The organism is Cyanobacterium sp. (assembly GCF_054166785.1).
In genome coordinates this window covers 1-20436 of the sequence record NZ_JBSZCP010000058.1, presented here as the reverse complement: position 1 = coordinate 20436, position 20436 = coordinate 1, and the positions used below count along the sequence as shown (strand labels likewise).

Genomic DNA, 20436 nt, shown 5'->3' with positions numbered 1-20436 from the left:
TAAGGATGCTGCTTCCCAAATAGGGTAGAAGTGAAGACCGATAGCGTTAGAGCTAGGTACTACTGCTCCAGAGATGATGTTGTTTCCGTATAATAAAGAACCTGCTACAGGCTCACGGATTCCGTCGATGTCCACGGGGGGCGCAGCTACGAAAGCGATTAGGAAACAAGTGGTTGCAGTTAATAGACAAGGGATCATTAATACACCGAACCAACCTACATAGAGGCGGTTGTTGGTAGAGGTGATCCACTGACAAAACTGCTCCCATGCGGAAGACTGTTGTTGTTGTAAAGTGGTAGTCATATTAGTTATGATTGCTTTATGAATTTTTTTCGAGGTACTTTGTGTGAAGTTGTTTGCCTCACATTTATATATTAACGATTATGTAAAGTTTTGTCAAGGACTTTCTGAAAAAAAAGCTACAAATATTGTTACTTTTCGTTACATAAGGATATATATTGTTGGCTGTAAGTCTTTTGTGGCAAGGGCTGTAGGTTGTTTTAAATTTTTCTCACCCAAGGAAAATAAATAAAACGTTATGTAAACAAATATTGGGATGGATCAAGCTGATTAAAAAGCCAATGTGTAATAAGATATTGATCATCACCTTGACACACTAAGCTATGAAATCAATTTCTATATTAGGATCAACTGGATCTATTGGTACTCAAACCTTGGATATTGTGAGGGAAAATCCCCAGCAGTTTCGGGTAATTGGATTGGCCGCTGGTAGTAATTTAACCCTCCTTGCCCAACAAATTAAGGAATTTAGACCGGAAATTGTTGCCATTCGAGATGAGAATAATTTACCTTCCTTAAAAGAATTGTTAAGTAATTTGGATTATCAGCCTATTCTTTTGGGGGGTAGTGATGGTATTTGTGAGGTGGCAAGACATGGAAGTGCGCAAAGTGTTGTCACTGGTATTGTTGGCTGTGCTGGTTTGTTACCTACCATTGCGGCGATTAAGGCGGGAAAAGATATTGCCCTTGCGAATAAGGAGACTTTGATTGCTGGCGGCCCTGTGGTACTGCCTCTGGTGGAAGAATATGGGGTAAAGCTATTTCCTGCGGATTCGGAACATTCGGCGATTTTCCAGTGTTTACAGGGTGTGCCTGATAAGGGTTTAAGAAAGATTATTTTAACGGCTTCTGGGGGTTCTTTTCGTGATTTACCTGTGGAAAAGTTGGCTTCAGTAACGGTTAAGGATGCTCTTAAACATCCTAATTGGTCTATGGGTCAAAAAATTACCATTGATTCTGCTACTCTGATGAATAAGGGGTTAGAGGTGATTGAGGCGCATTATCTTTTTGGTCTGGACTATGATGATATTGATATTGTGATTCATCCCCAGAGTATTATCCATTCGATGATTGAGTTGCAAGATACTTCTGTTTTGGCTCAGTTGGGATGGGCGGATATGCGTTTACCTTTACTTTATGCGCTTTCTTATCCCGATCGCCTTTATACTAATTGGGACTCTTTGGATTTAGTGAAGGTGGGTAGTCTTACTTTCCGTGAACCTGATCATCAGAAGTATCCTTGTATGCAGTTGGCTTACTCTGCTGGTAGGGCTGGAGGTTGTTTACCTGCGGTGTTGAATGCGGCAAATGAACAAGCGGTGGCTCTTTTCCTCGAAGAAAAAATTGCTTTTCTTGATATTCCCCGTCTAATTGAGACTGTGTGCGATCGCTTTTCGACCCAAAATAAAGCTCAACCCAGTTTAGATGATATAATTGAGGCGGATAAATGGGCTAGAAGAGAAGTGCTACAATCTCTCACGGTATTGGCTTAAGGAAGAAAAAATTGATCGGCTGATTTTTCCAGCAACCCCTCTTATTTTGTAATCGAGGGGTATTTTCTCATATGTCTTGATTTTGAAGATAGATAGAAGGGGCAAGGTAAATCAAACTTAAAAGCCCCCCCATTTGCTCGTTGCCGTTGATGTCTAAGTCACTATGACACAGAAAAATTTTATCTTTGGCACGGGATAATAAATCATGGATAACTCGATCAATTCGATCCTTTTCTTGGTTTTGTTGATATTCTATGGTTAAAGGTTTTTTATCCCATCCTCGAAGGAAAAGGGGAGAGGCAAATAGTTCGGCGGCCCCACCTTTACTCCAAAGATTTGAACCCGCATCAAGCCAAAATTGCCAACGATGCTTCTGATTTGAGGTGCGATATTGATAGATGGTGGCGAGGGTTACTCCTTTTTCTTGTGAAAGCAAGGGATTGACGGGATAAGGATTGGCGGTAATGGTGCCTTTACGTAGGAGAATGATAAACTCTGCTAAACATTCTCTGGTTTGTTTTTCTTTGCCTAGTCGGCATTGAATTGCCCAAAAGTGGGAGGCGCTTTGTTTAAATTCCCGCAGGTTATTTATTTGGGTATAGTTAAGGGATTGAATGTCACGGAAATATTGTTGATTAATTCTATCGATGACTATAAGGGGAGATAGTTTTTTGTCTTTGGTTTCTTGTTTTAGTTGGTTTACCCAATCTCTGATTTTGTTATAGGCGATAAATGTGTTGTAGCTAAGGCGATCGCCCGATGTAAAATGATCAATAGATAGTAGAGAAGGTGACTCAATGTCAATATGATAGCAGTAGTCGGCTAGTAGTCCAGCCCTAACGGGGTCAATACTTGGTTGTAATCCTGATTCTGTCATGGCTTTAGGGGATAATACCGTTAACATTTCTGCCACCATATCCCTTTCAATTAATCTCCCATTGCCCCCAAAAATCAATCCTAATAGGGTTAAGTGCGATCGCACGAGGGGGGAGGCGATAAGGGGTCGTTTCTCCTGTAAAGGCTCCATAAGAATGGCATTTTCTCGGAAAAAATGTAAAAAGCTAAAACGGGCAACTTCATCTAAACCGGGGGCAATGATAGCAACTTCGGAGGGATTTACATTTCCTTGTTTGATATTATCAATAATAAAATCTGCCACCTCCTTAATTAACTGCGCCCTTGCCCTAGTTTTTATAGAAAAAATATTCTCATAACTATCCCTATCAATAACATTTTCCTCAAGCAATATTTTAATAGAAGATTCTAATTTTATTAACTTATTGTCAGTAGGAGAAATAGTTAACAATTCTTGTTTGCAATTTTGAGCAATCGTTTTTAAATAATCAGGATCTGCATTCAATCCTAACCGTACTTTTCCCTTATTATTATAAGTAAAAACACATCGATAATCATGGGAGATAAAAAACTTAAACAAATCCCCCATGGTGGCAGGAAAATTATCTAAATCATCAGCAAACACAGCACCATATCTTTTTAGTAAACTATGTTGATAGTCTTGATTAGGTAACAAATAATGCCAATAAAGTTCATAAATAATTCCATAACTTAGTAAGCCTTTATCCAAACACCATAAACGCCATTTTAATAAGAGCTTATCAATAGTTTGCCATAAATTACTATCAAGAGCATCAACTAAAAATATTTCCCCTTTTTCTAAATTACTAGAAATATCCTCGGGAGGAATTCCTGCCATTCCAGCTAATTGTAATAAATCGAGTAAACGACGGACAAAAATAGACTCACTGCCAAATAAAGATAATATATCTAAGCTAATGGATTCCCGCCATAATTGAGATGCCAATTCTTGCTCAGTTTCTGGATATAAACGAATGGGAAATAAACTTTTAATATTTAACTGTTTCGCTATTAGAGGAAAAAATAACTCCACTTCATTCATCATAAAGGCTGATGGAGTTTTGATCTCTATGGTACAATCTAATTTATTATCTTTCTTAAAAATTAACTCCTGTAGATTAAGTCTTTTTTCACGGTTGAAAGCTAAAATTAAGGGAGGTTTAATTAGAGGTGTAGATTTTTGTGTACTTTCTTTTTCTATCCATTCTATTAAGTAATCAACTAAGGTAGTTGTTTTACCACAACAACTGTTTCCTTCTATCCAAAGAGTATTATTTTGTATCATTAACTTTTTAAAATTTACTAGCTTTGACTAAGTTTTGATAAATTATTTTTCAACCACCATGAATCATATTTACGATTGGTTTTGACTTCTAAGAGTCTAATTCCTTGAGAGGGTAAATTTTGAATGTGTCTAATTAATTCTTGCCAGTTTTCTATTAATTTATATTCTATCCCATAGGTTTTACTTAAATTTTGAAAGTCAATGTTTTGGGGGGTAGCAAAATATTCTTCAAAAATATTATCAAACTCAGCAATAGGTAACATTTCAAAAATTCCTCCTCCATCATTATTCACCAAAATAATAGTTAGACTTCCAGATAAGTTTTTACTAATCAAAAATCCGTTGGTATCATGTAACAATGCCAAGTCACCTGTTAATAATACTGCTTGTTTCTTTTCTTGGGCAATGCCGAGGGCAGTGGATAAAGTGCCATCAATACCATTGGCACCACGACTAAAGTAAATTTCTCTTTCTGTTGAATTGGTTTGCCAGAAATATTCGGCGTATCTTACGGACATACTATTGGCTATAAAAATAGGTATGCGGGGGGGTAAGGTTTTTGACAGCAACCATGATATTTTGCCTTCAAATAATTCGTCATGGTTATCCATTATCTGGTTAATTTTTTGTTTAATTTTTTGCTCAGTTTTTAACCATTGATTGAGATATTCTTGGGATGTTTTTGTTAGGCTATTAGTGGATATTTTGTCGAGATTATGTCCTAATTCTGTAATATCCATTCTTAGGTGTTGAGTGTTGCTGTGAATGGCATCTAAATTGTCATGGGTGGGGGTAATAATATAGGTTAATGTTTTATTTTCGGTTAACCATTTTCTTAATTCTTTACTGGTGGGATATTCCCCTATTAAAATAACGATTTCTGGCTTTAATTGTTTCTGATATTCTTGATTTCTTAAAATGATGTCGTAGGTAGAAACTAAATTTTGATTATATTGAGCATAATTTCTTACGGGTGATAGGGCTTCTGTTAATACTGGGAAATTTAATTTTTGGGATAAAAGTGACACTGCCCTGATATATAATTCGCTATCGTGGGGAGAATCTACCCCCGCAATAATGATTCCTTTCTCATATTTTTGCCATTGGGAAACAATAACTTCATAATCAGTATGATAGTTAACCTTAAAAGGGAGATGATTAAGATTCTTCAATAAAATTTTACTCTCAATTACATCTTTTTCAGCTTTCGTATAATTTAGCTGTTTAATAGGTGCTAATGGTTCACGAAAAGGTACATTAAAATGAATTACTCCTTTTACGGGATTGATACTTTTTTCCCATCCATGAATAATATTTTGTCGTAGATAAAAAAGCCTTTCTAATTCCATAGAGGGTAATGATAATTCTGTTTGCCATTGGGGATAATTACCATATAAATTAATTTGATTAATGGTTTGTCCTGCATGACACTCTCTTAGTTCTGGGGGGCGATCGCCTGTTAAAATAATTAAAGGAATATGACTATATTTAGCTTCAATAACCGCAGGAAAAAAATTAGCTCCTGCCGTACCAGATGTACAAACCAAGACGGTAGGTTTACCGCTACTTTTAGCCATGCCAATGGCAAAAAAACTTGCCGAACGCTCATCTAAAATAGGAATTGTTTTTATGGTAGGATGTTGAGCAAAGGCAATGGTTAAAGGGGTAGAACGAGAACCGGGGCAAATGATAGCATTTTTTAATCCTAAATTGGCAAAAGTATCAACAATTAAAGAACTCCAAACAGTATTTATATTCCGAAAATCTAAACCCATTATGTGAAACAAATTCATCTTATTTATTAATCTATAATTTTATCATATATTTTGATTTATTTATCAGTGATAAACAACTATTGTAGTTTCACTAATTAGATTAATAGAAGTATAATTAAACAGACTAAAAACAGATTTTATAATGCACAGTTATTTTCAAGATAATATACTTTATATCAATAAAAATGACCTTCCAGAATACAAAAAAAATGCTTCCATTGTCAGAAATAATTATTTCTGGGCTTTAAAATCTATTAGTGGGTATTCTCCCCCTTCTAAAGACTGGGAATTTGAAGAAGAAGTATGGTTTGCCCTCTCTCGAATGTTACTATTTTTTACTAATTCAGGTTATCTTGGCTATAGTGAGACTATTTTAGAGTTTTCTGAAGATACTATTATCCCCGATGTCCTGCGACAAGTATCTAGCAAATTATAAATTGGGGATTACTAAATTTAGTTTAATGGGGAATGGGCAATAGTAACAGTATTTTAAATATAATTCAACAATATTCCATAATTAAGTAACTTCATAAATTAGAGAATTTAGGAAACAAAATCCAAGCTACTGAGATCATTTAATCCTTGATTTTAACTATTACAACGCAAACTATAAATAGACTTAATTATCAATTATCAATTATCAATTATCAATTATCAATTATCAATTAAATTATCATGGCAACTTTTTTACGTCCTCTCAGTTATAAACATCAGTGGCTGTATGATACTATCTCTCGTTTAGCCGCTTTACCCGTAGGAGGAGAGAAAAGATTTCGTAATTTAGCCCTGCAAAATATTACCCTAGAAGAAAATACAAAAATCCTAGACTTATGTTGTGGTAAGGGGCAGACTACTAAATTTTTGGTGCAATATTCCCATGAAGTGACGGGGTTAGATATATCTCCTTTTGCCTTAGAGGAAGCGAAAAAAAATGTCCCCCAAGCAGAATATGTGGAAGGTTTTGCCCAAGAAATGCCTTTTAGTGCAGATAAATTTGATATTGTTCATACTAGCGTAGCTTTACATGAAATGAACACGGAAGAGTTAACGCAGATTTTTGCGGAGGTTTATCGAGTTTTGAAACCTAACGGAATTTTTACTTTTATTGATTTACATAAGCCCCATAATCCTCTTTTTATCCCCGGATTAAATATTTTTATGTGGTTGTTTGAAACTGAAACGGCATGGCAATTAATCAAGACTGATTTACCGCAAATGTTACGGAGTCAAGGTTTTAAAGTTATTACTAAAAAGTTTTATGGTGGTGGTAGTTTACAGGTAATTCAAGCTCAAAAATAAGCTAATAAAAAGGAGTTATTATTTATGGATATTAATACTAAAAATCCTCAAACTTTCGCTGATTATGCTTACAGTGCGATCGCCCTTAGTACGAAAAAAATAATTAAAAATGAAAAGGGAGTTTTAGCTGATGAAGATCCAGAATATGTACATCAAATGAGGGTAGGATTAAGAAAATTAAGAAGTGTGTTAATAGGCTTTTCTCCCGCTTTAGATTTACCGAAGATAGTAGAGGAAAAAAGCATAGGTAAAATCGCTCAAATTTTAGGAAAAAAAAGAGACAATGATGTTTTAAAAGAAAATTTACTTAAATACTATTATGACTTTCTTAATGACTGTGAAAAAGAAATCTGTCAACAATTTATTGAAAAATTAGAGGAGAAAAATAAAAGCTATCAAAAAAACATCATCAAAACATTAAAAGGGAAAGAATATAAAAAAATAAAAGTTTCCCTAAAACAATGGTTAAAAAAACCTCAGTTTAATCTAGTGGCTTCCCTACCCATCGATAGGGTTGCCAACCATCTTATTTCCCCCCAAGTAAGTCATTTATTATTACAATCAGGATGGTTAGTTGGTACTCAAATAAATGAAAAAAATCAAATTATTGTAAAAGAAAACTATAGCCTTGAAGAAGTAGATAATTTATTACTATACCATGAAGAAATTATCCATGATTTACGGAAAGAAGCTAAAAAAACTCGTTATCAAATGGAACTATTAACTAACTGTTATGGACAGTCCTATGATGATTTTTTGCAGTTGGTAGTACAAGCACAAGAAATTTTAGGTAATATTCAAGATAATACAGTTTTAATCGGCACAATAAAAAAAATAATTGGTAAAAATTGGAGGAAAAAACTACCTAGTTTAAATAATTTAATTATCAATGATCAACGGCAACAATGGATGAATTGGCAGAAAATACAAAGAATATTTTTGTTAGAGATGAAAACCTTAAATTTGCACAAAATATTTAGTTTATAATTACTGCTCCTATGGTAAATAATAGGTGTTAATAATTAAGAATGAATAAATAATATTTGTTTCCTTTTACTTTTTGCTTTTTACTAACTATTTATTATCAATAATCTATTATCCATTATCCATTATCATTTCTTGCTTTGCCCTTGGTTGGTTAAAATAAAGAGAAAAGCCATAAGATAACTAAATTTAATAAACTAAATGTCTGCAACTACAAGCCATAAAAAAGCCAAAGCCCTCAAAGCAGGTAGTCGTCGCCCCGCTAAAGAGTTGTGTAGTGAGTGTGGGTTGTGTGATACCTACTATATCCATTATGTAAAAGAAGCCTGTGCTTTTATTCATCAACAAATTGCGGAGTTAGAAACCCAAGCCCATGGGCGCTCTCGGGATTTAGATAATGAAAATGATATTTATTTTGGGGTACATCAACAGATGATTACAGCCCAGAAAAAAGAACCCATCGAAGGGGCGCAATGGACAGGAATTGTAAGTGCGATCGCCTGTGAAATGTTAACCCAAGGGCTAGTAGAAGGGGTTGTATGCGTCCAAAATAGCGAAACAGATCGTTTTCAACCTAAACCCATAATTGCCACCACTACAGAGGAAATTTTGGGGGCGAGGGTAAATAAACCCACCCTTTCTCCTAATCTATCCGTATTAGAACAAATCGAACGCTCAGGGATGAAACGGCTATTGGTGATTGGGGTAGGCTGTCAAATTCAAGCCTTGCGAGAAGTAGAAGATAAGTTAGGTTTAGAAAAACTCTACGTCTTAGGTACACCCTGCGTTGATAACGTTACCCGTGCGGGATTACAAAAATTTTTAGATACCACCAGCGATTCTCCTGATACCGTGGTAGCTTACGAGTTTATGCAAGATTTTCGGGTACATTTTAAACATGAAGATGGACGGGTGGAAAAAGTACCTTTCTTTGGTTTAAAGACTAATCAGTTAAAAGATGTGTTTGCCCCTTCTTGTATGACTTGTTTTGATTATGTCAATTCCTTAGCCGATTTGGTGGTGGGTTATATGGGTTCGCCTTTTGGTTGGCAATGGATTGTGGTAAGGAATGATACGGGGCAAGAAATGTTAGATTTAGTGCAAGATCAACTAAAAACTCAACCTGTGATGTCTAAAGGCGATCGCACTCAGGCGGTACAAAATAGCATTCCAGCCTATGATAAAGGGGTTACACTACCCATGTGGGCAGCTAAATTAATGGGGGTAGTCATCGAAAAAGTAGGTCCCCAAGGCTTAGAATATGCCCGATTTTCCATCGATTCCCATTTTACTCGTAATTATTTGTACGTTAAACGTAACTATCCTGAAAAATTAGAAGCCCATGTACCCGACTATGCGAAAAAAATTGTTTCTCAATATAAACTACCCAAAAATTGAGAAATCTAAATTTACCGTGTAGAATTGCAAAAACATAACATTTTTAATAAATCGTCATACAATGATGATGCTTCCATAGCAAACGTCCATGGAAAGCGAACAAAAGAGAAACAAAGTTAAACAAAATATATTGAAGGGAAGTTTAACTATCCATTGTTTGCAGTCCATTTTCTTGATAGTCAACCAATTATAAAAATAAAATGGAAAAACGTACCAAAGCCCTAATCACAGGAATTACAGGACAAGATGGCTCATATTTAGCTGAATTACTCTTGAGTAAAGACTATGAAGTACATGGTATTATCCGCCGTACCTCCACATTTAACACTGACAGAATCGACCACATTTACCAAGACTCCCATAACCCCGATGCTCGATTATTTCTTCATTATGGAGACTTAACCGACGGTACTACCCTAAGACGAATTTTAGAAGAAGTACAACCCGACGAGGTTTATAACCTTGGGGCGCAATCCCACGTTAGAGTTAGTTTTGATGCCCCAGAATTTACCGTAGATACCGTTGCCATGGGTACTCTCAGACTTTTAGAAGCCATCCGAGACTATCAAAATTACCATGATGCCCAAGTAAAATATTATCAGGCAGGGTCATCGGAAATGTTTGGGAAAGTGGTAGAAATTCCCCAAAAAGAAACCACTCCTTTTTATCCCCGTAGCCCCTACGCCTGTGGTAAAGTTTATGCCCATTGGCAAACCGTCAACCATCGGGAATCCTATAATATGTTTGCCTGTAACGGCATTCTTTTTAACCATGAAAGCCCCCGCCGTGGAGAAACCTTTGTAACTCGTAAAATTACAAGGGCGATCGCCCGTATCGTCGCAGGACAACAAAAAGAACTATTTTTAGGAAACCTAGACTCCAAAAGAGATTGGGGCTACGCAAAAGATTATGTGGTTGCCATGTGGTTAATGTTGCAACAGGAAAAACCCGATGATTACGTCATCGCCACAGGAGAAACCCACTCCGTCAAAGAATTTTTAGAACTAGCCTTCAACTACGTTAACTTGAAATGGGAAGACTATGTACGCTTTGACGAACGTTATTTACGCCCCGCCGAAGTTGACTTATTAATCGGAGATCCTACAAAATCAAAAGAAGTCTTGGGGTGGAAACCCTCCGTTACCTTCCCCGAATTAGTCGCCCTTATGGTTGATGCTGACTTAGAAGCCTTCGGTTTAAAAACCCAAACAGGAGTACCCGTAACAGATCAAGCCTATATCCGTCATGGCGTTTTGCACAACGTTAATTAAATTTTATTGATGTTAATTATCAATTATCCATTATCAACTATCAATTAACTCCCCATGATCGAATTAACCAACAAAAAAATATTAGTAACCGGAGGCTCCGGATTTCTCGGTAAACAAGTAGTAGCTGAACTACTCAACGCAGGGGCTAAAATGGATAACATCACCATTCCCCGCTCCAAAGATTGTGACCTCACCATCTGGGAAAACTGCCAAAAAGCCGTAGAAAATCAAGACATCGTCATTCACCTTGCCGCCCATGTGGGAGGTATCGGTTTAAACCAAGCTAAACCAGCGGAACTATTCTACGATAACTTGATGATGGGAACACAACTTATCCACGCCTCCTATCAAGCAGGGGTAGAAAAATTTACCTGTGTCGGTACTATTTGTGCCTATCCTAAGTTTACCCCCGTACCTTTTAAGGAGGAAGACTTATGGAATGGTTATCCCGAAGAAACCAACGCCCCCTATGGTATCGCTAAAAAAGCCCTTTTAGTACAACTAGAGTCTTACCGCCAACAATATAACTTTAACGGTATTTACCTACTGCCCGTTAACCTCTATGGCCCCGAGGATAACTTTAACCCCGAAAGTTCCCATGTAATACCAGCGCTAATTAAAAAAGTCCATGAAGCCTTACAAAAAGGAGAAAAAGTAATTCCCGTTTGGGGTGATGGTAGCCCTACCCGTGAATTTTTATACTCCAATGATGCAGCGAGGGGTATTGTCATGGCAACTCAGTTATATAATTCCCCTGAGCCGATTAATTTGGGTACTAATTTTGAAATTTCCATCAAAGATTTAATTGAGTTAATCTGTGATTTGATGGGTTTTGAAGGGGAGTTGGAGTGGCAAACCGATAAACCCAATGGGCAACCCCGCCGATGTTTAGATACTTCTAAGGCAAAGGAGACTTTTGGTTTCACTGCTAATATGGAACTACGTCAGGGGTTGAAAAACACCATTGATTGGTATGTTAGTAATGGATAATTGAGAATTGATAATTGAGAATTGTAGAGTTTGAATCTTTTACAGTAGTATCGGTTGCCCTCATACTTCTAATATCAAGTCCGCTTGATCACTTACAAATTATTAGTGTTAAAATCTTAGTTCAATTTATTGAACGAAATAATATTAGCCGTGTAATTCATTACACGGTGGGGTGACAGGGAAGACTGTATCTCCATTAGAAAAACCTCAATCTTAATCAAAATAATGGCAATAAAAAGATCATCATCTCAGGATAAAAAAGAGCGTTTACCCCTTCAGCGTAAGAGTAAATTTCAAGCTCCTTCCTCGGAGGATATGGATATTTTATTGCCTCAACAAATTGCGGAAGATGGGGAGCAAAATGAGGATAAGATTAGACCTCAAAAATTGGCTGATTATATTGGCCAGAAAGATTTAAAAGGGGTGCTAAACATTGCGATCGCAGCGGCGAAACAACGGCAAGATTCTTTAGATCATATCCTATTATATGGTCCCCCTGGACTGGGTAAAACCACCATGTCCCTCATTTTAGCTTCGGAAATGGGGGTAAACTGCAAAATTACCGCAGCCCCAGCCCTCGAGCGCCCTCGGGATATTATCGGCTTATTAGTCTCTTTACAAGCAGGGGATATTTTATTTATCGATGAAATTCACCGTCTCAATCGGGTAACGGAGGAATTACTGTACCCTGCCATGGAAGATAACAGGTTAGATGTAACCATCGGGAAAGGGCAATCGGCAAAAATTCGTAGTATTCCCCTAAAACCTTTTACCCTCATCGGTGCCACCACCAAAATCGGTTCATTAACTTCCCCCCTGCGCGATCGTTTTGGCTTGATTCAAAGGTTACAATTCTATCAACTCGATGAATTAACGGAAATCGTCAAAAGATCTGCCCAAATATTCGATGTTAATATTGACGAACAAGGGGCGCAAGAAATTGCCCGTCGCTCGAGGGGTACTCCCCGCATCACTAATCGTCTTTTGCGCAGGGTGAGGGATTTTGCTCAGGTAAAAGGTGTTAAAAAAATTGACCAAAACACCGCCAGTGAAGCCCTTGACCTTCATAATGTCGATCGCCTAGGGCTAGATTGGACAGATAGACTGGTACTTTCCACCATCATAGAACAGTTTAACGGTGGCCCAGTAGGGCTAGATGCGATCGCCTCTGCCACAGGAGAAGACGCAAAAACCATCGAAGAAGTTTACGAACCCTACCTATTACAAATCGGCTTTATCAACCGTACCCACCGAGGAAGAATCGCCACGGAAAAAGCCCAAGAACATTTATTACAAATATAGTCAAGCACAATTCAGGATTTTACTGGCGTGGATGATGGGATTGAATTTGAACCCTATCCCAAAGACTTCCCTAATTGAAAACCCATAGAGCTTAACATTACTTTACAATAGAGATTAAAGGAATAAAAAAAATCTAAGCATCAATAATGTTGAACTATCAAACATGGCAATGGCGGGGTTATAACATCGGCTACCAATCCTACGGAAAAAAAGAAGGCCCTGCGGTGGTGTTAGTCCATGGCTTTGGGGCAAACTGTGGACATTGGCGCAAAAATATCCCCGTCTTAGGGGAAGACTTCCGTTGTTATGCCCTTGATTTAATTGGCTTTGGGGCATCGGCAAAACCAGAACCAGATCAAGACATTAGCTATACCTTCGACATATGGGCGCAACAGGTAGCAGATTTTTGTAAAGAAATAGTCGGTAGCCCCGTATATCTGGTGGGTAACTCCATCGGTTGTGTGGTGATAATGCAAACCGCCGTAGATTTTCCTGACCTAGTATTGGGCATTGCCGCCCTAAATTGTTCCCTCCGATTGTTACACGAGAGCAAAAGAAAGAGTCTTCCTTGGGTGCGTAATGTGGGTGCCACAGCCATGCAAAAAGTATTGAAAAATAGAGCCATTGGTAACTTTTTCTTTCAACAAATCGCCAAGCCCAAAGTTATTCGCAGAATTTTATCCCAAGCCTATCGCCGTAGTGATGCCATTACCGATGATTTAATTGAGTTAATCTATCAACCCTCTCAAGATGTAGGTGCGGCGGCGGTATTTCTTGCTTTTACGGGATACTCAGGGGGACCATTGGCGGAGGAATTATTACCTATTTTGCCCTGCCCTGCGATCATTTTATGGGGTACAGAAGATCCATGGGAACCCATTGAGATGGCGAAAGAATGGGCTAATTTTGCCACAGTGAAACGGTTTATTCCCCTCGAAGGTTTAGGGCATTGCCCCCAAGATGAAGCCCCAGAGGTGGTAAATCCCATTTTAAGGGATTGGGTTATGGATAGTGAAAAATTACAACCCCTAGAAGTCTAAGCTATCACCATTAATTTTTGATGAATTTGTCGATCTTTAGCTTTGTAATATATTATTGTTTAGGTTTACAACTGAATTACGAAGGTTATGGGACAATTAGAATACAAGCCAAATGTGCGCACTTGCGGAATAAATTTAAATCATTGGTATGTGGTAGCTAGATGTGTAGAAGTTACTGACAAACCTGTTAGTGTAACCCTTTGGCATAATGAAATTGTCCTTTTCCGAGATAGCCAAGGAAAAATTAATGCTTTGGAAGATCGTTGTCCCCATCGTCAGGTAAAGTTAAGTGCGGGGAAGGTGGTGAATGATAGTGTGGAATGTGCTTATCATGGGTGGCGATTTGATGAGGGAGGAAGTTGCTCTTTTGTACCTTACCTCGAAGAAAAGCAAAAGTTACCTAGTTGCAAAATTAAAAGTTATCCTGTCCAAGAGTTGGATGGTTTTATCTGGTTATTCCCGGGGGATGGAGATAGTGATGCGGTTAGCCCCATGGGTTTACCTGAGTGGGAGCATTTAAATTATATTGCTAGTGTGGCTCAGGTTGATTGCCCGGGGCATTATTCTTATTTAATTGAGAATTTGATGGATATGCACCATGGACATCTACACGACAACTATCAGGCGTGGGCTTCGGCTACTCTCAATAAAATTGATGTGAGTGATACGAGGGTGGATGTGTTATATGATGCCCAGAGTTATTATCGCATTGATAAAATTTGGTCGATTTCTCAGTTATTTTTCCCTTCTTTACGGAAGTTACATCCCGAACCTTTGAGGGTTAGCTATGTTTATCCCCATTGGAGTTCTAGTTTAGGGCAAGATTTTAGAATTTATTGTCTATTTTGCCCTGTTAATGAAACGACGACTAAGGCGTATCTTGTCCATTTTACTTCTTTGGAGTCTTTTTGGCGTTTACATAAGTTGCCTGTCTGGTTTAGACGTTTTATTAAAGGTAGTCTTTTTAATGCGGCTAAGGGTTTATTGGAGGGGTTAATTGTTCAGGATGTGGAGATGATTATTCAAGAGCAAAAGGCTTTTAATGAGAATCCTTTACGGCGTAATTATGAGTTAAACCGTGCGATCGCCAAGGTGCAACAGTTGATCATCACTCAGTTTACAAAGACAATGGACAATTGACAATAACTAATTATTATCTTTTCCCTGTTCCCTATTCCCCTTTCCTTCGATTTCCTCGATGATTTTCGCCCATGCCTGGGAGGGATTTTCAGCTTGGGTAATGGGGCGGCCAATTACTAAATAATCAGCTCCAGAGGCGATCGCCCTTGCGGGGGTCATAACACGCTGTTGATCCCCTTTTAGCGACCATTCTGGACGTACTCCGGGGCAAACTAGAATAAAATCATCTCCGCACACTTCCTTTAACTTTGATGCTTCTTGGGGGGAACATACCGCTCCATCCATCCCCGATTCTTTGGCGAGTAAAGCATTATTTAAGGCATATTCAGGCAGTTCTATGGGAACTTTGAGGTCAAAGGCTAATTGACGGCTACTAATGCTCGTTAAAACCGTGATAGCAAGAAGTTTTGGGCGACCCTGCCCCCCCTCTAAAACTATTTCTTTGGCTGCTTTGAGGGCTTCCCGTCCTGCGGTGGCGTGGATGGTGAGTAAGTCCACATCATATTTTAAAACTGATTTTGTGGCGTTTTTGACGGTGTTGGGAATGTCATGGAATTTGAGATCGAGAAATATTTTTTTCCCTTCATCCTTCAGAAATTGTAATACTTCGCCCCCCGTGGCAACGAACAACTCTAGCCCTACTTTCCAGAAACTAACTTCGGGTAAACTATGAATAAGGGCGATCGCACTTTGGGCATCGGGAACATCTAAAGGAACAATTATTTTATCGCTAGGACTTTCCATATATAAACCAATTGAGATTCAGTTAGTTTATCAGAAATCGGGAAATGAAGGGTAAGGGTGATTGATTTTATTATTAATTATCCATTCTCAATTATCAACTACTTCCGTTGCGTAAAATATCGCTTGTCAAGGATAATAGATATATTAAGAGCAGTTGTAAAAATAATTATTATGAGTAAAGGAACACTATTCGATAAAGTCTGGGACTTGCACACCGTCGGCACATTGCCCTCAGGACAAACCCAACTATTTATCGGCTTACACTTAATCCATGAAGTAACCAGCCCCCAAGCCTTTGCAATGTTGAGAGAAAGGGGTTTAAAAGTCTTATTTCCCCATCGCACCGTCGCCACAGTAGATCACATCGTACCCACCGAAAGCCAAGCCCGTCCCTTTGTAGATACCCTAGCCGAAGAAATGATCCAAGCCTTGGAAAATAACACCAAGGAAAACGGCATCAGATTTTATAACACCAACTCAGGAAATCAAGGTATCGTCCACGTAATTGCCCCCGAACAAGGTTTAACCCAACCCGGCATGACCATTGCCTGTGGTGATTCCCATACCTCCACCCATGGAGCCTTCGGTGCGATCGCCTTTGGTATTGGAACCTCCCAAGTAAGAGACGTATTATCATCCCAAACCCTTTCCCTCACCAAACTAAAAGTAAAAAAAATCGAAGTAAACGGCACCCTACCCCAAGGAGTGTACGCCAAAGATGTCATCCTCCATATCATCCGTAAACTAGGAGTCAACGGCGGTGTGGGCTACGCCTACGAATACGCAGGAACAACCTTCGAGCAGATGAGTATGGAAGAAAGAATGACCGTCTGTAATATGTCCATAGAAGGGGGCGCCCGTTGCGGTTATGTAAATCCAGACCAAACCACCTACGACTATCTTAAAGATCGTGATTTTGCACCCAAAGGAGAAAAATGGGAAGAAGCAGTGCAATGGTGGCAAAGTCTGCGCAGTGATGAAAATGCCCAATATGATGACGTTGTCACCTTTGATGCCTCAGAAATTGAACCCACCGTCACATGGGGTATTACTCCCAGCCAAGGTATCGGGATCAATGAATCCATGCCTAACCTCGACAGTCTTTCTGAAAATGACAAGGAAATTGCAGTTCAAGCCTTTGAATACATGCAACTCAAACCCGGGCAACCCATCAAAGGAACTCCCATCGATGTATGTTTTATCGGTAGTTGTACCAACGGCAGAATCAGTGACTTACGAGAAGCCGCCAAAATTGCCCAAGGACATCACGTAGCCCAAAACGTCAAAGCCTTTGTCGTACCGGGTTCTGAAAGAGTCAAAAAAGCAGCAGAAGCCGAAGGATTACACAAAATTTTTGTCGAAGCAGGTTTTGAATGGCGCGAACCGGGTTGCTCCATGTGTTTAGCCATGAACCCAGACAAACTACAGGGAGATCAAATTAGTGCCTCCTCTTCCAATCGTAACTTTAAAGGTCGTCAAGGTTCCGCCCAAGGTAGAACATTATTAATGAGCCCCGCCATGGTAGTAGCCGCCGCCGTCCATGGTAAAGTCGCCGATGTAAGAGAACTATAAAAAAGTAGGGTGGGCATTGCCCACCATTGATTATCCAAAAGCCCCTCAAACACCAAAAACTTCCTCTTAACATCAACCCGAGAACCAGAAAAAACAGTTTTCCCAATAAAGAAAAAACCGTGTTATTTTTTTCGAAAAATGAGTAATAATAGTAATTAAGTACTGAATTACTAACTCAAAACCATGAATAGTTGCATTTTAATGGCAAAAATCATTCGTAGTCCCCAACTACGATACACTCAAGAAAGCCAACTAGCTATCAGTGAAATGATGGTAGAGTTTGAAAGTATCTCTCCCAATAACCCACCATCAACCCTCAAAGTAATTGCGTGGGGAAATCTAGCCTCAGAAATCGAGCAAAAATATAAAGAAGGCGACGAAGTAGTAATCGCTGGACGTTTAAAAATGGATTTAGTAGAAAGACAAGGGTATAAAGAAAAAATTGCTGAATTAACCATCTCTCAAATTCATCCCGTAGGCTCTCAGGTTTCTCCCCCCCATGACAGCGTAGCGAATCTCGAAAATCATACTGACTATAATGATCATGGATCTCTCCTTGACGAAGATCATAGTACAGAAGATCTCCAAGAAAGTTACAGTACCCCCGATGATACCAACCTAGATACTATTCCTTTTTAACCTATTCCCCTAACAGACCGTCTCTTTGTTGGGGGATAATTACATCACTTCATCTATTCCGTAAACCTGTTTTGATTTAACTAATTTTTATTCAAAAAAGGGGAACTTTTTTCCTATACTTAAGTCAACACTAAAAACATAGATTTTATGTTAATATTTCCCCATTTAAATTAGGACAACTCACAAAATATATGAGTAAAAACACCAACAACAACGCTCAGAATGTTGTTATTGCCTTGATTGCGGTCACAGGTTTCTCCGTAGTTCATCAAAGCGGTTTAGCTGGTCAACTATTTCAGGTCTTAGATCAAAGTCTTGTACAATCAGCTATGGCTCAAAACAGAGAAATAACACCCTCAAGACAACTAAACAATTTTAAAGTTGAAGAAATTAAAGTCAATCGCATTCGTATTGAAGGAAATCAAGCCTATCAAATGACAGAAAGCGGAAGATTCACTCCTTTACCCGATGGGTATTATAAATTTCCCAGTGGAGAAATTTTAACCCTAGAAAAAGGACAAATTATTAACCAAAGATCTGCTTTTGATGAAGGTGGTAGTTGGCGAGAAGGCAATGTATGGGAAAGAGGTCCTGATGCAGGACCTTTCAGGGAAGCAGGTTGGCGAGATGGAAACGTATGGGAAAGAGATACCAGTGGTGATGATGAGATGCGTCGTCAACTGGAAAATCGTAGTGTTCCGGGGGTAAGAGAGACTTTTGATCGAGTTCAACCTATCAACAACGGTTTGCCCACTCGCACTCCCACCCCTGTAAATCCTATTAACCCCATTAATCCGGGAAATCCTGGTAATCCATCTTTTCCTCCCCAGCGAAATATCCAACCCGGAACCAATGGAAGACCTCTCAACAATACCACAATTCCTAATTTAAGAAATTAGAGCCGAGAAAAAATCACGTCACATCGACACAGGGAGGAAAACTAACTTTCTCCCCTGCGGATATTTCATTAACAGGAGGAAAAATGCACTTTGTCATCAAGTTAAGTAAACTTTGCAACCTACGTTGTACTTATTGCTATGAGTACGAAGAATTAGCCAATAAAGAAAGAATGCCCTTAGAGGGTTTAGACTTTTTCTTTCGTAACTTAGTACCATACCTAGAATCGAAACCAGAGCATCTAAGACGACCTCATTTTGTGTTGCATGGTGGAGAAGCCCTACTCTTACCCCATAGTTATTTACGTTCTTTTCGAGATTTACAAAGAAAATATTTAGATCCTGCAGGAATAAAATATAGCAATGGGGTTCAGAGTAATCTCGTTAAAGTTTCTGATGCTACCCTCGATTTATTAGAAGAGTTAGAAATCACCCTCGGAATCTCCTTTGATGTTTTTGGAAATCAAAGAGTTGACCTAAAAGGGCAAGACTCTCAAGATAGAGTATTAGACAACTTGCAACGGTTAATAGATAGAAACATTCCCTTTGGGGCAATTATGGTACTTCATAAGGGAAATATTGATCATATTTTGCCGACCTATGAATTTTACAATAGATTAAAAATTAACTATAGAATTTTACCTATTTTCAGTCACAATAATCCACCCCCCCGGATTGAGCCAATTCTTATTACCCATGAACAAACTTTAAAAGCATTTCAGGAAGTGGCAAAAGCTCAATTTGCAAGTGTTACAAATATTCGTGTACTACCTCTATGGGACTATTTCAGAGCTGCCGTTCGTTACTTAACCGATGGCAAAAAAGCAATCTATAATCCTGAAGTTGAAGAATGGGTTTACATCATAAATACTAACGGAGATGTATATAACCATGGAAATGCCTATTGCCCTGAAGGTTTGATGGGAAATGTTTTTCGTCAATCCTTATTAGAGATTCGACAAACCGCTGACTATAAACGCACTGTTGCCATTCGTCAAAATCGCCTAGAAACCTGTCGTAGTTGTTCCTTTGATGGTTATTGTAATCAATTACCCATTGCTGAGGCTATTTCTAGCGAGCGCACCTACAATGAAGCTGGAAAACTAGAGTGCAATATTAGTAAGCCGATGATTCAGTTTATGATTAATGAAATTGAAAAATCAGATTCGGGTAAACTTTTACTTAATAATTTGGAATCTTCTTCTCTTACGTCTTCTTTAGATAATCAAATGATTCCTAGTTAGACAATATTTTGTTTTACTCGACAGCCATAAACACTAAAAAACACCCTCCAATTAAGGAGAGTGCTTTTTAGTTATTATTTAGTTGTTAAACTCAATTTCCGATTAGAAATTAACCGTTGATTACAGGAGCAGATACTGCTTCAGCAGAGGCTAAGTCTAAGGGGAAGTTGTGAGCATTACGTTCGTGC

At 38.5% G+C, this 20436-nt stretch carries 17 protein-coding genes and 1 pseudogene; 14 read left to right on the top strand and 4 right to left on the bottom strand.

Annotation, left to right across the window (positions count from 1 at the left end):
• Positions 1-303, bottom strand: a pseudogene (locus ACXITR_RS12025) (photosystem II q(b) protein); the annotation flags it as partial.
• Positions 304-623: 320 nt separating this feature from the next.
• Here ACXITR_RS12025 and dxr point away from each other — a divergent pair.
• On the top strand, positions 624-1793 hold the full coding sequence (gene dxr, locus ACXITR_RS12020) for a 1-deoxy-D-xylulose-5-phosphate reductoisomerase (protein WP_457997459.1): 1170 nt from the start codon (positions 624-626) through the stop codon (positions 1791-1793).
• A 67-nt stretch (positions 1794-1860) separates the two neighbouring features.
• On the opposite strand, the gene ACXITR_RS12015 is transcribed toward dxr, so the two are convergent.
• Both ACXITR_RS12015 and menD read right to left on the bottom strand, forming a co-directional pair.
• Positions 1861-3954 carry a recombinase family protein gene (locus ACXITR_RS12015; RefSeq protein ID WP_457997458.1) on the bottom strand — a complete coding sequence of 698 codons (2094 nt, stop codon included), beginning with the start codon at positions 3952-3954 and terminating at the stop codon, positions 1861-1863.
• Between the two features lie 17 nt (positions 3955-3971).
• The gene (gene menD / locus ACXITR_RS12010) at positions 3972-5729 is read right to left on the bottom strand and encodes a 2-succinyl-5-enolpyruvyl-6-hydroxy-3-cyclohexene-1-carboxylic-acid synthase (RefSeq protein WP_457997461.1); all 1758 of its coding nucleotides are present in this window, start codon (positions 5727-5729) and stop codon (positions 3972-3974) included.
• Between the two features lie 142 nt (positions 5730-5871).
• Here menD and ACXITR_RS12005 point away from each other — a divergent pair, with 142 nt between their 5' ends.
• The 9 genes from ACXITR_RS12005 (at position 5872) to ACXITR_RS11965 (ending at position 15153) form a co-directional block, all read left to right on the top strand.
• Positions 5872-6165, top strand: coding sequence for a hypothetical protein (locus ACXITR_RS12005; protein WP_457997457.1), 294 nt, complete (start codon positions 5872-5874; stop codon positions 6163-6165).
• Between the two features lie 239 nt (positions 6166-6404).
• The gene (locus ACXITR_RS12000) at positions 6405-7028 is read left to right on the top strand and encodes a class I SAM-dependent methyltransferase (RefSeq protein WP_457997456.1); all 624 of its coding nucleotides are present in this window, start codon (positions 6405-6407) and stop codon (positions 7026-7028) included.
• Between the two features lie 24 nt (positions 7029-7052).
• Positions 7053-8015, top strand: coding sequence for a CHAD domain-containing protein (locus ACXITR_RS11995; RefSeq protein ID WP_457997455.1), 963 nt, complete (start codon positions 7053-7055; stop codon positions 8013-8015).
• 198 nt (positions 8016-8213) lie between these two features.
• On the top strand, positions 8214-9410 hold the full coding sequence (locus ACXITR_RS11990) for a Coenzyme F420 hydrogenase/dehydrogenase, beta subunit C-terminal domain (protein WP_457997454.1): 1197 nt from the start codon (positions 8214-8216) through the stop codon (positions 9408-9410).
• A gap of 200 nt (positions 9411-9610) precedes the next feature.
• On the top strand, positions 9611-10681 hold the full coding sequence (gmd, locus tag ACXITR_RS11985) for a GDP-mannose 4,6-dehydratase (RefSeq protein ID WP_457997453.1): 1071 nt from the start codon (positions 9611-9613) through the stop codon (positions 10679-10681).
• A gap of 54 nt (positions 10682-10735) precedes the next feature.
• Entirely contained in the window at positions 10736-11671 is a 936-nt protein-coding gene (locus tag ACXITR_RS11980) for a GDP-L-fucose synthase family protein (protein WP_457997452.1), read from the top strand.
• 315 nt (positions 11672-11986) lie between these two features.
• Positions 11987-12973, top strand: coding sequence for a Holliday junction branch migration DNA helicase RuvB (gene ruvB, locus ACXITR_RS11975; RefSeq protein WP_457997460.1), 987 nt, complete (start codon positions 11987-11989; stop codon positions 12971-12973).
• Positions 12974-13119: 146 nt separating this feature from the next.
• Entirely contained in the window at positions 13120-14013 is an 894-nt protein-coding gene (locus tag ACXITR_RS11970) for an alpha/beta fold hydrolase (RefSeq protein ID WP_457997451.1), read from the top strand.
• 87 nt (positions 14014-14100) lie between these two features.
• A complete protein-coding gene (locus ACXITR_RS11965) occupies positions 14101-15153 on the top strand; it encodes an aromatic ring-hydroxylating dioxygenase subunit alpha (protein ID WP_457997450.1) in 1053 nt (350 codons plus the stop codon).
• Positions 15154-15159: 6 nt separating this feature from the next.
• Here the strand turns inward: ACXITR_RS11965 and pyrF are convergent, their stop codons facing one another.
• Positions 15160-15897 carry an orotidine-5'-phosphate decarboxylase gene (pyrF, locus tag ACXITR_RS11960; RefSeq protein WP_457997449.1) on the bottom strand — a complete coding sequence of 246 codons (738 nt, stop codon included), beginning with the start codon at positions 15895-15897 and terminating at the stop codon, positions 15160-15162.
• A 171-nt stretch (positions 15898-16068) separates the two neighbouring features.
• Here pyrF and leuC point away from each other — a divergent pair, with 171 nt between their 5' ends.
• The 4 genes from leuC to ACXITR_RS11940 all read left to right on the top strand — a co-directional run bounded on the left by leuC (position 16069) and on the right by ACXITR_RS11940 (position 20248).
• Entirely contained in the window at positions 16069-17469 is a 1401-nt protein-coding gene (leuC, locus tag ACXITR_RS11955) for a 3-isopropylmalate dehydratase large subunit (RefSeq protein ID WP_457997448.1), read from the top strand.
• A gap of 183 nt (positions 17470-17652) precedes the next feature.
• The gene (locus ACXITR_RS11950; RefSeq protein ID WP_457997447.1) at positions 17653-18108 is read left to right on the top strand and encodes a single-stranded DNA-binding protein; all 456 of its coding nucleotides are present in this window, start codon (positions 17653-17655) and stop codon (positions 18106-18108) included.
• Between the two features lie 191 nt (positions 18109-18299).
• The gene (locus ACXITR_RS11945; protein WP_457997446.1) at positions 18300-19007 is read left to right on the top strand and encodes a hypothetical protein; all 708 of its coding nucleotides are present in this window, start codon (positions 18300-18302) and stop codon (positions 19005-19007) included.
• 83 nt (positions 19008-19090) lie between these two features.
• Positions 19091-20248: a radical SAM protein gene (locus ACXITR_RS11940; protein ID WP_457997445.1), complete on the top strand. Its 1158-nt coding sequence runs from the start codon at positions 19091-19093 to the stop codon at positions 20246-20248.
• Positions 20249-20436 lie beyond the last annotated feature (188 nt).